The organism is Paraburkholderia unamae (genome assembly GCF_003096875.1).
Lineage (GTDB): Bacteria > Pseudomonadota > Gammaproteobacteria > Burkholderiales > Burkholderiaceae > Paraburkholderia > Paraburkholderia unamae.
The window spans coordinates 214,115-227,342 of the sequence record NZ_QEOB01000011.1; the positions used below are offsets into that span (position 1 = coordinate 214,115).

Here is a 13,228-nt window from a genome sequence, read left to right on the forward strand (position 1 = left end):
GACTCAGATCGACTCGGCTTTTCGAATTCTAGAATGTCATTCTTACGTGCCGATTAATCAGAGCATAGAAAGAACGCCCGAATGGGGTTCGGGCATGGCGCGGCCGGACCCGACGAGCGTCAGGCCCGGCGCCAGGGCGTGCGCGCACGCCTCAAAAGCAGTCTCACACCTTGCGTGCGCGAAGATAGCGGAAGAATTCCACGCCTTCCTGGAGGCGCCGTCTCATCATTTCCCAACTCACCAGCATCTCGCGCACGATTTCCCAGATTTTCGTGGGCCGGAAATAAAAGCGCTTGTAGAACTCCTCGACGCCAAGGTAAATCTCTTCGCGCGACAGGTGCGGATAACCGATGGTGGAAGCCTGGGTGCCCGCCGAATTGACCAGGGTGATGACCTTGCCGTCGTTGAGCCAGCCGTTTTCCATCGCCTGCTTGTGGAGCACGGTGCCGGGATAGGGCGCGGCCAACGAGACCTGGATCGTGTGCGGATTGATCTCCTTCGCGTACTGAATGGTTTTCTGTATCGTTTCGTGCGTCTCGCCAGGCAGGCCGAGGATGAACGTGCCGTGGATCTTGATGCCGAGCTTGCGGCAGTCTTCACTGAACTGGCGCGCCATATCGGTACGCAGTCCTTTCTTGACGTTGACGAGGATCTGGTCGTCGCCCGATTCGTAACCCACGAGCAGCAGCCGCAGCCCGTTGTCTTTCATCACCTTGAGGGTCGAGTAAGGCACATTCGCCTTGGCGTTGCATGACCAGGTCACGCCCAGTTTGCCAAGGCCACGGGCGATTTCCTCGGCTCGTGGCCGCAGATCCGTGAAGGTGTCGTCGTCGAACATGATCTCCTTGATCTCGGGCATGTTGTCCCGGATCCATTTGACTTCTTCGAGGACGTTTTCGACCGAGCGCGTGCGATAGCGATGGCCGCCCACGGTATGCGGCCAGAGGCAGAAGGTGCACCGGGATTTGCAGCCGCGTCCCGTGTAGAGCGACAGATACGGGTGCTTGAGGTAGCCGCTGAAATAATGGTCCGACGTGAGGTCGCGCTTGTAGACGGGCGCGACGAACGGCAACTGGTCCATGTCTTCCAGAATGGGCCGCGCGTCGTTATGCATGATCCCGCCATCGGGCAGGCGATAGCTCAGGCCGAGAATCGATTCGAACGGGCGGCCCTGCGAAATCTCGAGACAGGTGAAATCGAATTCTTCACGGCACACGAAATCGAGCGCGTTGCTTGCGGTGAGCGAGCCGTGCGGATCGACAGCCACTTTCGCGCCGATCATGCCGATGAGGATGGAGGGCTTGCGGCGCTTCAAGTGCTCCGCGAACTGCACATCGCTCTGGAATGACGGCGAGCTGGTGTGAATGAAAACCAGTTCGTAATCCTGTGCGATGTCGAGCGTCGTATCCAGCGAGAGGCTGTCTGCGGGCGCATCCACGACGCGGCTGCCGGCAACGAGTGCGGCGGGCTGCACGAGCCACGTGGGATACCAGAATGACCGAATCTCGCGCTTGGTCTGGAAGCGCGAACCCGCTCCACCATCGAACCCTTCATACGAAGGTGCCTGGAGAAACAACGTTTTCATGTATGCCCTCGAAGAAAATAGTCCGCGTGGGCGAGAGATCAGCCACCCATGGGGACTCGCCGGAAAACGGCGATGTTCGTGAGTTGTCTCGAAGCCTTCAAAAACATGACAGTTGCTGGATAGCGGCGCCGGGTGCCGTCCCTTTTTGTGAATGTGTGGGGATGCGGGTCGTGACGGGTTTCCGGGAGCCGACGGCGGATCAAGAATACTACGACTTGGGTTTTCTGGACTGCGAAAAAATTGGCGGGAGTTGCCCTGGAATCCGGATGCCGGGGTAGCGCGATGTCACCGTATCGCGTATCGAAGCGTGCACTTAAAAGGATGCCACGGCAGCGATTCGCAAGCCGCGACGAGTTCATCGGTATGACCGATGCGTTCTGTACTATATTTTCGGGGAATCCGTTGCAGGAGGTGTGGCATGGCGCTGGATCGCGGCAATACGGAAGGCGTGCCGGTTGGCGACGGCCGCTGCATCAGCCCGGCGGAATTCTTGCTCATGGCAGGCTTTCTTGCCTACCGCGCGCCGCTCGCGCCGATCGACGCGAGGGTGGCGGCCCGCCGCGTTCTCGACGCCGTGCTCGGGGCGGCGGCGGATCACGGGTTCGCTGACTCGGACGTGCTCGAATCGTTGATGGCGAGCGCCGAAAGATCCTCGCGTGCGCGCAGGCTCGCGGAGCAGGCGACCGCCGCTGTGGGCGACACGCTCGCGTGCATGCAGGTGATTCGTGGCGCCGGCGTGACACTGGACGCGGACGCCTGAACTTTTCTGCAAGGGCCTCGCCGGTGCGGTGAAGCGGGCCGCGAGCGTCGCGGCAGACACTCCCGCGCCGAATCCGCCCGCGGCCACCGTCAAATGGCGCTCGGCCGAACCTCTCGCAGGAGCCAGGCGGGTCGCGTTTGTCCATCGACGCCAACGTGGCGGATCAGGGCGATAGCCCGGACCTTTCCAGGACGCTGGCGATCGCGTTCCCGGCCGCCCCGGACATGCCGCCTGGCGGCCCGCCTCAGCAAGGGAATCTCTCCATTGTCAGTCCGCACGGGCGGCGCGCAGACTTGCCGCTCCGGTGCCGGCAGCCAGATGGGCGCAAACCGACCGCCAGACGGGCCCAAGCGGGGCCCAAGGCGGCCCCAGGCCGGCCGCAAACGTGTGCGGCGGCAGGCGGGCGGGGGATGTTGCGCCGCCGTGAATGATTCTGTAAAAAATAGAAACAAATATGTCAACGAACGGCGTGACTTTGCCGTTAACGCATAAATTCTTGCGGCCCATCGGGCCGCGCCGGGGCTGGTTTCGCGTACATTACGGCTGATGCAGTCGGCAGTCGGGATCGGTCCGAAGTCAATATTACAGAAAATTACGAACCCCACATCCGTTGATCGCTACGTTGCCAGGGAGGCCGGCAGGACATGAAGGTGTTAAGTATTCTCCACAGCGAGTCGTCGCGGGGGTGGGGTGGTCAGGAAGTTCGCACGTTGAAGGAGATGATCGCGCTGCGCGCGCTCGGTCATCACATCGAACTCGTTTGCCCGTCCGACGCGGTGCTCGGCACGCGCGCACGGGCCGAAGGCTTCGCCGTGCATCATGCGCGCATTCGCTCGGGCTTCGACGTGCGCTCGATGTTCCAGATCCGCTCGATTCTCGTGCGCGGTCGCTTCGATATCCTGAATACGCACAGCGGTCACGACAGCCTCGTGGCGGGCATGGCCGGGCGCCTGGCGGGTACGCCGCTCATCGTGCGCACGCGCCATCTCGCGTTGCCGATCACGTCGCTTGCCACCTATAACCGCTTTCCGCACCGGGTCGTGGCGGTGAGCCGCTATGTGCGCGATTACCTGATTTCCGCGGGCGTGCACGAAGGCCGCGTGGAAACGATTTACGACGGCATCGTCAAGCCCGAGCCGCTTGCTCACACGACGCTGCGCGACGAACTCGGGCTTGGGCCGGACGCCGTGATCGCGGGCATCGTGGCGATTCTGCGCGGCAAGAAAGGTCACGACGAGCTGATTGCGGCCGTGCGCCCGCTGATGAACGAACGCCCGCATCTGCATGTGGTGATCGTGGGCGACGGCGCGGAATTCGGCCGCCTTCAGGCCATGATCGCCGGGCTCGGCCTCGCGCATCGCATCCACATGCTGGGCTTTCGCAAGGACGTCAACAACATCCTGCGTAGCTGCGATCTGTTTGTGCTGCCCACGCATCAGGAGGCGCTCGGCCAGGCGTTCATCGAAGCGATGGCCGTGGGCCTGCCCGTGATCGGCACGCGCGTGGACGGCGTGCCCGAGCTGATCGACGACGGCGTGAACGGTCTGCTCGTACCGGCAAAAGACGTCGAGGCGCTGCGCGACGCCATTGCGCGGCTCGTTGACGACGCGACGCTGCGCCAGCGCTTTGGCGCGGCGGGGCTCGTCAAGACCGACGGCCAGTTCACGGTGGAGAACATGGCGAACGAGACCGTCGACTTTTACCGTCGCGGGCTCGAAGCGCAGCGGCTCTCGCCGGCCCGCTGGCGGGGGGCGGCTACGTGAGCCGCAGCGCCAGGGTTGTCCCGGTGCTCATGTATCACCACATCAGCACGTCGCCAGGCATGATCACGGTTTCGCCCTCGCACTTCGCCGCGCAAATGGCGTGGCTCGCGAAGGCCGGCTACCGGACCATCGGCAGTGAGCAGCTTGCGGCATGGTTCGCGGGCGAGCCGCTGCCGCAGAAGTCCGTCATGATCACGTTCGACGACGGCTATCTCGACAACTGGGTTCATGCGCACCCGGTGCTCAAGGCGCATGGGCTCAGCGCGCTGTGCTTTCTCGTGACGAGCTGGCCAGGCGAGGGCGCCACGCGCGCGCACGCCGGATCGGGCGGCGCGTTGCCGCCTCTGCTCGATCATCACGCGGGCGAAGCGGCCATTGAAAACGGCTCGGCCGACAGCGCGATTCTGCGCTGGTCGGAAATCGACGCCATGCGCGCGGCGGGCACGTTCGAATTTCATAGCCATACGCACAGCCACGTGCGGTGGGACAAGGTCACGACCAGCGCGCAGGAAAAGCGCGAGCGCCTCGCGGCCGACCTGGCCGAATCGCGCGAGGTGCTGCAAGCGCGGCTTGGCGGGGCGTCCGATCATCTGTGCTGGCCGCAAGGCTATTACGACGACGACTACCTGAGCGCCGCGCAGCAAGCCGGTTTTCGGCATCTCTATACGTGCGAGGTCGGGCCGAACTATCCGCGGCGTGAGGCGGGCGCAGCGCGTTCGATCTCGCGGCTCGAAGTGCGCGACCGGCCGGTGTCGTGGCTGGCTTCACGGCTCTGGGTGCATACGCGGCCCGCGATCAGCCGCGCGTATCTGCGCATCAAGCGATAGCGGCGAAGCGGCGGTGGTAACGTGGCAGGTGCGCGCGAGCCAGGGCGAACGCGTTTTGGCGTGCATGGCGATTACGCGAAATATTTCCTCATATAGCCGGCCGAGTTGATCGCGTGCGACGCGTCGAATCGTTTGAAGCTATAGAACTGATGTTTGCGCGAGCCCCACCACGGGTTATTGAAGCTGACCATGGCCAGGCCGCCATGCGTTTGGCGACCGCACCAGTACTGTTGATCGAGAACGATCCCCACGTGAGCATCGGCGGTTTTGTGGGTGTACGGAACTTCGCCGGCAGGGAAATAAATAACGTCCCCCACTTTCGGAGTCTGCGATATGGCAAACAACGGCGAACTGACGATGGCGTCGGAGTCCATGTATTTGTAGTCCGAAAACACGTCACTGAAGACGAGGTAGACAAAGTACGAGCAATCGAAGGCGGTTTCGCTTTTGCCGCCATGGAGATACTTTGATTCCTTGAGTTTGACGAGGAGGTCCTGCGCTTTTTTCGCGATCCTTTCTCTGTTGTTGCCGATTCGATCACGTTCCGATGTGGTATCCATGCTGAATCTCCCCGTCACATTGTCGCTCGCGTTTTAAAACCTCGATGTGAATAATCTAGTTATTTTTCGATTCGAAATCCAGCAGCATGATTGTTCGAACAGTGGATTCGACGGGATTTTTGATAGCGGAAAATAGCCGCAATCCGACACTTCAGACGAAATGAATCAAGGCGTGGCGGACGAGAACTGCTTGTCGAAGCTCGGCGTGACATTCAGGCGCGTCTTGATCACATTGGCGCGCAGGTAAAGGTCGGCGGTGCGCTGCTGCTCGGCGATCAGGTTGTCGTCGATCGCAACGGGGTGCAGTTGTGCGCGCTGATAAACCGTCTTGAGCACGTCGGCCGGCAGGCCGGTCACGCGCGACTGGATGGCCGCGACTTCGTCGGGATGCGAGAGCGCCCAGCGCTGGCCCGCCGCGACGCGGCGCAGGAAATCGGCCAGTTCCGCGCGCTTGTCGCGGATCGCCGTGTCGGTGGCCGCCTCGAAGCTCAAACCCGACGAAACGCCCACGCCGTTCGCGACGCTGCGCGCATGTTCGCTCGCCTCCGTCAGCGCCACATACGGGTCCCATGTGGACCACGCGTCCACGCTGCCGGAAGCGAGCGCGGCGCGCGCGTCCACGGGCTGCATGTAGGACCAGTTCACGTCGCTGAGTTTGAGGTTCGCGCGCTCGAGCGTCGCCACCGCCAGGTAGTGGCCGATCGAGCCACGTGTCGTGGCGATGCGCCGGCCCTTGAGGTCGGCGGCGCTGCGGATCGGCGACGCAGCGGGCACCACGATCGCGAGATCGACGGGCGTCGAGCGCGTGGCCGAGACCGCGCGAATACGCGCACCGGCCGCGTACGCGAAGATGAGCGGCGCGTCGCCGAGGCCGCCCACGTCGATGGCGCCCGCGTTGAGCGCTTCGCCAAGCGGCTGCGCGGCCGGAAAGTTGAACCATTCGATCTGGTAGGGCACATCCTTCAACTGGCCCGATGCTTCTAGAACGCCGCGTGTCTGGAGTTGCTGGTCGCCGACCTTGAGCGTGGTGGCGAAAGCGCCGAACGGCAGGGCCGCGGCGAGCGCGATGAGCAGACTGGCATAAGCACGGCGCATGATAAGGTCCTCGAATAATGCGTGCGACAAAAGGCACACGATACGTAGCGCGTCTTCATAAGGCAAACGCATTGTTCTTCTATGCAAATATGCGTGCGGCAAATGGATAAATGCGAAGGGCAATGCTTGAGGGCAGCCCGGAAATGACGCTAAGCTACGCGCTCACGCCAACGGGAATACACCATGAAACTCGACGAGATCGAAGCGTTCGTCGCCGTCGTGCGCAGCGAGTCGCTGAGCCAGGCGGCCGAGCGGCTCGAACTGACCCAGCCGGCCGTGACGCGGCGCATCCAGAACTTCGAGGAGGCGCTGGGCGTGGAACTGCTCGACCGCAACACCAAGCCCATGCGCACGACGCCGATGGGCCGCGCCGTTTATGACCAGTGCCGGGCGATCGTGCGCGAGATCGACGCGCTTCGGCAACTCGTGAACGACGGCGCGCCGCTCGCCGGCGTGCTGCGTTTGGGCGTCGCGCAAACCGTGGCCGACATGGCGATGCTCGACGCGTTGCAGGCGCTGCGTCACGCGCATCCCGAACTGCAAGCGCGCGTGAGCACGGGATGGGGCGCGCCGCTCTTGCAGAAGGTGGAGGACGGCGAACTGGACGCCGCCGTGGTGCTGTTGCCCGCCAATCGCGCGTTGCCGCCGACGCTCGCGGGCGAATCGCTCGGCTCGCTCAAGCTTGCCGTGGTCGCGCAAAAGGGGCGGCTCAAGCGCCGCGCGCATACGCTTGCCGAATGCCAGTCGCTCGGCTGGGTGCTCAATCCGGACGGCTGCGGTTTTCGGGCGGGGCTTCAGCACGCGCTCGCGGCGCAGGGCCACGTGCTCAAGCTGAATCTGGAAACGCTTGGCGCCGAGTTGCAACTCGGCCTCGTGGCGGACGGCGTGGGCCTCGGGCTCGTGCCGCAACCGCTCGTGGCGGCGAGCGCTCACGCCGCGTCTCTGGACATCGTGCCGTTGAGTGACTTCAAGCCCGAGATCGCGGTGTGGATCGTGCGCTCGCGGGCCATCGGCAAGATGGAGTCGGCGCTCGCCGTGCTCGCGCAGAGCATCGCGCGAAGCTTCAAGGCGGCACGGCTCGCGCGCGCCGCCTGAGCGGCGCGGCCAGGCGCGCGCTTCGCTCAGATCACGAAGAACCCATGCGTGCCGTCACGCCCGAGCTGGGCGACGAGGCCGTACTCCCATTCGAGGTAGGCGTTCATCGCTTCGCGCGCATTGTCGGTGCCCTCATAGGGGCGTCGATAGCGGTCGATGCGCGGCGAGGCCAGTTGAGCGTCGCCGCGCTCGACGGGCAGGCCCGCGCGTTGCCACGCCGCCGTACCGCCTTCCAGCACTTCCACCGGTTTGCCCGTGAGCGCCGCGATTTCGGGCGCGGCGAACGGCGCGAGCGCGTTCGTCATGCAGGTGACCACGTAACGCTTCGCGTCGGGCAGTGCGCGCAGATCGTCGAAACCGGGCGCGAGATGCGAGCGCAGCGCCCACCACGCGCCGGGAATGTGCGCCTTCAGGTGATTCGCGCTGGACGTGAAATCGAGCACGACGGTGTCGTTTCCGGCCTCGGCAAGCCGCACGGCGAGCGCCTCGGGCGTGATCGAGGCGATACTCGCGGGCGTGGGCTTCGGCGCCCGCCAGCTTCCCGTTTCGGTGAGATCGGCGGTGCGCGCTTCGTCTACGACGGACACGTCGATGTTCATCTGCGCAAGCCATGAGGCGGTCATGTTCGCACGCACGCCGTCGTCGTCGTAGAGCACCACGCGCGCGCCGCGCACCGGGGCGAACATTTCGGTTTCCTGAACGAGCTGGCCACCCGGCGCACCCTGGAAGCCCGGCGCATGGGCGTGCTCGTATTCGGCCGGTGTGCGCACGTCGAAACGATACGTCGTGCGCGATGCGTCGGCCGCCCACCGCGCGGCTTCCTCCAGCGTCGTGCGCCTCACGCCCGCGCGTCCGGCGAGCGCGCGCGCTGCCTCATGCGATTGCGCGAGCGAGGCGTCGTCGCGGCCCGCTTGCGGTTCGAACTGGCGCGCGCTGCCGTGTTCGAGCGTCTGGCCCGCCAGCGTCCAGCCGATCGTGCCGTTACGCAGCGCCGCCACCGGGTTCGGCAGGCCCGCGTTGACGAGCGACTGCGCGCCGATGATGCTGCGCGTGCGCCCCGCGCAGTTCACGATCACGCGCGTCGTGGGGTCGGGGGAGAGCGCGCGGGCGCGCAGCACGAGTTCCGCGCCCGGCACGCTCACGCTGCCGGGTATGTTCATGGTCTGGTATTCGTCGTAGCGGCGGGCGTCGAGCACCACCACACGCTCGTCGCTCGCGAGCAGCGAGCCGACGGCTTCAGCGGAGAGCGACGGGGTGTGGCGTTCGGACTCCACGAATTCGCCGAATGCCTTGCTCGGCACGTTGACGTCGCGAAACACCTCGCCGCCCGCGCGAACCCAGCCCGCGAGGCCGCCTTCGAGCAGCGAGACATCGGTATAGCCGAGCGCTTCGAGTTTTTCGGCCGCGCGCTGCGCGAAGCCTTCGCCGTTGTCGAGCAGCACGATCGGCACGCCGCGGCGCGGCAGCCGGGTCCAGGCTTCCAGCTCGATCTTTCCGAGCGGCAGGTTGGCGGCGAAAAGCGGGTGGCTCTGCGCGTGCGGATCTTCTTCGCGCACGTCGAGCAGCGCGATCTCGCGGCGGGCGAGGAGGGCGTCGCGCACGTCCTGGTACGAGCGCAGGGGGAATGACTTCATGAGGCGACAGGGTCCTTGCTGAGATCCCAGAGATTCGGGAGAACGTCGTTCGAGTAGCCAGAGATAAAGGGCTTGGGCGCGCCGTCCGTGGCGTACGTGGAGCGCCGCACGGCGCCGATGTTCGCGCCATAAACGTGGATGCTGACCGACACGCGATCGTCGTAGGCGTTGCGCACGCGGTGAATGTCGCCGAGCGTTGGCGACACCGCTTCGACTTCGCCGCGTTCGAGCCGCACTTCGGGACCGTGCGCGCGCAACGCACCGGCGGCGTCGCGCGTGTAGGGCTGTGCGTATTCCGCGCCGCGCAGCACGCCGATCAAGCCCCATACGGTGTGATCGTGAACCGGCGTTTGCTGGCCGGGTCCCCACACGAAGCTGACCACCGAGAAGCGCTCGCGCGAGTCCGCATGCAGCAGATACTGCCGATAGCGCTCGGGCGACGGTGCGGCGTAGGCGTCGGGCAGCCAGTCGTCGTCGCGCACAAGTTCGCGCAGCGCCGCGAGGCCATGTTCGATCAGTTCGGGTTCGCGCGGCGCCGCTTCGACGAGCGCCGCAATCGTGCCGACAAAGCGGCGCAGCTTGTGAATGGCCATCAGTCGAGCAACTCCGGTTCGCGTGCCACGAGGCCCGCGTACAGGCTCTCGAACGCATGGCGCGCGCCCGCGGGGCGGCCCACCTGGGTGTGGGTGAGCGCGGCGATGTCGTGGGCAATGGGTTGCGGCTGGCCCGCCGCTTCGGCAAGCAGTTGCGCATGGCAGGCATTGTCCAGCGCGATGTACCACCATGCGGCTGCCTCGACGCTCGGTCCGGCCGTGAGGATGCCGTGGTTCTTGAGGATCACGGCCTTGCGTTCGCCGAGCGCCTGGGCAATGCGCGCGCCTTCGCCGGTGTCGAGCACGACGCCGCGGAAGTCGTCGAATAGCGCATGGTCTTCGTAAAACGCGCAGGCGTCCTGCGTGAGCGGGTCGAGCGTGCGGCCGAGCGTGGACCAGGCTTTGCCATAGAGCGAATGCGTGTGCGCGGCCGCGACGACATCGGGGCGCGCTTCATGAAGCGCCGCATGGATCGCGAACGCGGCCTGATTCACGGGGCCGTCGCCCACGACGATTTCGCCGTGGCGATTCACGAGCAGCAGGTCGGAAACTCGCATGCCGCCGAAATGCAGCCCGAGCGGATTGACCCAGAAGTGATCGGGCCATTCGGGGTCGCGCGCGGTGATGTGCCCGGCGAGTCCCTGGTCGAAACCGTAGCGCGCGAAAAGGCGGAACGCGCCCGCAAGCCGCTCTTGGCGATGGCGGCGTTCTTCGTCGAACGTGCGCGCCGGGGCGCTTTCGTCGTCGAACCAGAACTTGCGAACGGGCGCGTGCCGCGGGTCGGCGGCGACGGGGTTGGCGTTGGCGGTGGCGCTCATGTCAGTCCTCCGGAGTCCTGTTCAATACGGTTCACGCGACGGTTCACGCGGCGGCGCGCACGCGCGCCGTGAGTTCGCGCGTGGCGGGGATCAGCGTGCGGCCGTAATCGACCGCATCTTCGAGCGGATCGAAGCCGCGAATCAGGAACGTGGTGACGCCCAGCGCGTGATATTCGGCGAGCGTTTGGGCGACCTGCGCGGGCGTGCCGACGAGCGCGGTCGAGTTCGAGCGGCCGCCGATCTCCTTCGCAACGGCGGTCCACAGGCGATCGTCGGCGCGCACGCCGTCGCCGGAGGCGGCAAGCAGGCGTCGCGCGCCTTCGCTTTCCAGCGGGCCGCCCTTGTCCACGCCTTGCTCGGCGCGCAGGCGCCGCGTCTGTTCGAGGATGTGTTCGGCGCGCTCCCATGCGGCCTTTTCGGTGTCCGCGAGAATCGGCCGGAACGAAACGGAGAAGCGCACGTTGCGGCCGTGCTTCGCGGCTTCGGCGCGCACGCGGCCGATCAGGTCGGCGACGCCTTGCTTCGACTCGCCCCAGAGCGCATAGACATCGGCGTGCTTGCCCGCTACCGCGATCGCCGCCTCGGATGCGCCGCCGAAGTAGATCGGCACATGCGGCTGCTGGCGCGGCTTGACTTCCGACCAGGCTTGCTCGAAACGATAGAAGCGGCCTTCGTGATCGAACGGCTTCGCTTCGGTCCACACGCGCTTGAGCACGTGCAGATACTCGTCGGTGCGCGCGTAGCGTTCGTCGTGAGAGAGATAGTCGCCGTCGCGCCGCTGGTCGGTGTCGCTGCCGCCCGAGATGAAGTGCACGGCGAGGCGGCCGCCCGAGAAGTGATCGAGCGTTGCGAGCTGACGCGCGGCGAGCGTGGGCGCGACGAACCCAGGGCGATGCGCCAGCATGAAATTCACGCGCGAGGTCACGCTCGCGGCGTAGGCGATGGTGAGCGTGGCGTCGGGGCTGACCGAGCTGTGCGGCACGAGAATGCGGTCGAAGCCCGCGTGCTCGTGCGCCTGGGCGAAGTCGCGCACGTAATCGACGTCGATCGCCGGGCCGGTGGCGGGATGCGTCTCCGATTGCTTGCGCTGCTGGATCATGCCGATGAATTCGATGCTCATGCTGGCTCCCTGTAGAACGGCGGGCGGCGCCGTGCTGGACGTGGTGGATTTCCGGGCGGGGTTCGATCGGAAAAGACTAGCACCGGGGCATGCGAATCTTAAATATTGAATGCGTATAAACATTCAAGGGGCGCATGATGCGCGAAGTTGCAAAGGGCCGCGTTGCTCGCCTGCTACTGCAACTAACTGTCAAGGCCGCGTGCAGCCATACCGCGCCGGTTCCCGGCGCTATGTTGGCTTCTCAGGCAATGAAGCGGAATCGATCGGGCCGCTCGTCGTCATTCCATATTTCGGGCCACACGGAAGCATTCGATGGGAACGCACCCGCACAATGCGCTCATGCAACCGGTCTGCGACCGGATGAATTCCGTCCCCCAAACGGCGAAAGCGAATTGTCCCGAGTGTCTCAAGTCCAGCCCGCAAGTGCCCACGGCCAGCGCGCCGTGCCGGATCTGCTGCTTCTCATCGCACTCTCCACGTTGTGGGGTGCTTCCTATACGTTCATTAGAATCGGCGTCGCGACGATTCCGCCGCTCACGTTGATCGCGGCAAGAACACTGATCGCCGGTTCAATCCTGCTGCTATGGATGCGAATCCAGCGGATTTCCATGCCACGCGATCTCGCTGTCTGGCGGCGCTTTTTCGTCCAGGCGTTGTTGAACAGCGTCGTGCCGTTCACGCTCATCGCGTGGGCGGAGCGCTCGGTGGAAGCGGGTTTGGCCACCATTCTCAATTCCGCATCACCGGTACTCGCGTTTCTCGGCACCTGGCTCATTACGCGCCATGAACCCTTGACGCCTCGAAATCTGTTCGGCGTCGTCGCGGGGCTGGCGGGCATTTGCATGGTCGTTGGCTTCAGCGCGTTCGAAGGGCTTGGGCGGCAGCTCGTCGCGCAACTGGCGATCGTCGCGGCGACGGTTTGCTACGCGGGCGCGGCGATCTACGGGCGCGCCTTCAAAGGGCTCTCGCCCGCCGCACCGGCCGCCGGTTCCCTGATCGTCGGCGCGGCGTTGCTGGTGCCCGCCAGTCTTGTCGTCGATCGTCCGTGGACGCTGCATCCTTCGCCGCAATCGCTCCTTGCGCTCGTGGCGCTGACGATTTTCTCGACGGCAATCGCGTTCGTCATCTATTTCCGGCTCGTGCAATCGCTGGGTTCGGTGGGCACCACGGCGCAGGCTTATTTGCGCGTTCCCATTGGTGTCGCGATCAGCATGACGGTGCTCGGTGAATCGTTGTCCGCTTCGGCGTGGCTCGGTTTGGGATGCGTGGTCGCCGGGGTTGCGGCCATGACGATTCCGCCTCGTCAAGCGCGTGAGCAGAACGCTTGTGAAGACTCACCGGACAGGTAGTTTTTGAATCGACGCATCGCTGCGCCGTC

At 65.0% G+C, this 13,228-nt stretch carries 12 protein-coding genes; 5 read left to right on the forward strand and 7 right to left on the reverse strand.

Annotated elements, in window-relative coordinates:
- Positions 1–163: 163 nt before the first annotated feature.
- Complete coding sequence (gene hpnJ, locus C7402_RS23440; RefSeq protein WP_116612322.1) at positions 164–1,585, reverse strand: hopanoid biosynthesis associated radical SAM protein HpnJ; 1,422 nt, start codon at positions 1,583–1,585, stop codon at positions 164–166.
- A gap of 418 nt (positions 1,586–2,003) precedes the next feature.
- Between hpnJ and C7402_RS23445 the strand changes: the two genes are divergently transcribed.
- The 3 genes from C7402_RS23445 (at position 2,004) to C7402_RS23455 (ending at position 4,935) form a co-directional block, all read left to right on the forward strand.
- The gene (locus tag C7402_RS23445; RefSeq protein ID WP_116612323.1) at positions 2,004–2,345 is read left to right on the forward strand and encodes a hypothetical protein; all 342 of its coding nucleotides are present in this window, start codon (positions 2,004–2,006) and stop codon (positions 2,343–2,345) included.
- Positions 2,346–2,989: 644 nt separating this feature from the next.
- On the forward strand, positions 2,990–4,108 hold the full coding sequence (locus tag C7402_RS23450; protein ID WP_116612324.1) for a glycosyltransferase family 4 protein: 1,119 nt from the start codon (positions 2,990–2,992) through the stop codon (positions 4,106–4,108).
- 29 nt (positions 4,109–4,137) lie between these two features.
- Entirely contained in the window at positions 4,138–4,935 is a 798-nt protein-coding gene (locus C7402_RS23455; RefSeq protein ID WP_425273800.1) for a polysaccharide deacetylase family protein, read from the forward strand.
- A gap of 71 nt (positions 4,936–5,006) precedes the next feature.
- Here C7402_RS23455 and C7402_RS23460 read toward each other — a convergent pair whose 3' ends face one another.
- Both C7402_RS23460 and C7402_RS23465 read right to left on the reverse strand, forming a co-directional pair.
- Entirely contained in the window at positions 5,007–5,495 is a 489-nt protein-coding gene (locus C7402_RS23460; protein ID WP_116612326.1) for an NlpC/P60 family protein, read from the reverse strand.
- Positions 5,496–5,660: 165 nt separating this feature from the next.
- A complete protein-coding gene (locus tag C7402_RS23465; RefSeq protein ID WP_116612327.1) occupies positions 5,661–6,590 on the reverse strand; it encodes an ABC transporter substrate-binding protein in 930 nt (309 codons plus the stop codon).
- 183 nt (positions 6,591–6,773) lie between these two features.
- On the opposite strand from C7402_RS23465, the gene C7402_RS23470 reads away from it, so the two are divergent.
- Entirely contained in the window at positions 6,774–7,685 is a 912-nt protein-coding gene (locus tag C7402_RS23470) for a LysR family transcriptional regulator (protein ID WP_112174158.1), read from the forward strand.
- Positions 7,686–7,711: 26 nt separating this feature from the next.
- Here C7402_RS23470 and C7402_RS23475 read toward each other — a convergent pair whose 3' ends face one another.
- From C7402_RS23475 to C7402_RS23490, 4 genes are read right to left on the reverse strand one after another with little or no spacing between them, the layout of a single operon-like run.
- Positions 7,712–9,319 (reverse strand): rhodanese-related sulfurtransferase, encoded by a 1,608-nt coding sequence (locus C7402_RS23475; RefSeq protein WP_116612328.1) that lies wholly within the window; start codon positions 9,317–9,319, stop codon positions 7,712–7,714.
- On the reverse strand, positions 9,316–9,912 hold the full coding sequence (locus tag C7402_RS23480; RefSeq protein WP_112174156.1) for a cysteine dioxygenase family protein: 597 nt from the start codon (positions 9,910–9,912) through the stop codon (positions 9,316–9,318). Before C7402_RS23480 ends, C7402_RS23475 begins: the two co-directional genes overlap by 4 nt.
- Complete coding sequence (locus C7402_RS23485) at positions 9,912–10,730, reverse strand: class II aldolase/adducin family protein (RefSeq protein WP_116612329.1); 819 nt, start codon at positions 10,728–10,730, stop codon at positions 9,912–9,914. Before C7402_RS23485 ends, C7402_RS23480 begins: the two co-directional genes overlap by 1 nt.
- A 43-nt stretch (positions 10,731–10,773) precedes the next feature.
- A complete protein-coding gene (locus tag C7402_RS23490) occupies positions 10,774–11,850 on the reverse strand; it encodes an LLM class flavin-dependent oxidoreductase (protein WP_116612330.1) in 1,077 nt (358 codons plus the stop codon).
- A 401-nt stretch (positions 11,851–12,251) separates the two neighbouring features.
- On the opposite strand from C7402_RS23490, the gene C7402_RS23495 reads away from it, so the two are divergent.
- A complete protein-coding gene (locus tag C7402_RS23495; RefSeq protein ID WP_116612331.1) occupies positions 12,252–13,199 on the forward strand; it encodes a DMT family transporter in 948 nt (315 codons plus the stop codon).
- Positions 13,200–13,228: the final 29 nt, after the last annotated feature.

Coding starts and splice junctions, on each gene's coding strand:
- hpnJ (WP_116612322.1), bottom strand. CDS start 1,585: ATGAAAACGTTGTTTCTCCAGGCACCTTCGTATGAAGGGTTCGATGGT.
- C7402_RS23445 (WP_116612323.1), top strand. CDS start 2,004: ATGGCGCTGGATCGCGGCAATACGGAAGGCGTGCCGGTTGGCGACGGC.
- C7402_RS23450 (WP_116612324.1), top strand. CDS start 2,990: ATGAAGGTGTTAAGTATTCTCCACAGCGAGTCGTCGCGGGGGTGGGGT.
- C7402_RS23455 (WP_425273800.1), top strand. CDS start 4,138: ATGTATCACCACATCAGCACGTCGCCAGGCATGATCACGGTTTCGCCC.
- C7402_RS23460 (WP_116612326.1), bottom strand. CDS start 5,495: ATGGATACCACATCGGAACGTGATCGAATCGGCAACAACAGAGAAAGG.
- C7402_RS23465 (WP_116612327.1), bottom strand. CDS start 6,590: ATGCGCCGTGCTTATGCCAGTCTGCTCATCGCGCTCGCCGCGGCCCTG.
- C7402_RS23470 (WP_112174158.1), top strand. CDS start 6,774: ATGAAACTCGACGAGATCGAAGCGTTCGTCGCCGTCGTGCGCAGCGAG.
- C7402_RS23475 (WP_116612328.1), bottom strand. CDS start 9,319: ATGAAGTCATTCCCCCTGCGCTCGTACCAGGACGTGCGCGACGCCCTC.
- C7402_RS23480 (WP_112174156.1), bottom strand. CDS start 9,912: ATGGCCATTCACAAGCTGCGCCGCTTTGTCGGCACGATTGCGGCGCTC.
- C7402_RS23485 (WP_116612329.1), bottom strand. CDS start 10,730: ATGAGCGCCACCGCCAACGCCAACCCCGTCGCCGCCGACCCGCGGCAC.
- C7402_RS23490 (WP_116612330.1), bottom strand. CDS start 11,850: ATGAGCATCGAATTCATCGGCATGATCCAGCAGCGCAAGCAATCGGAG.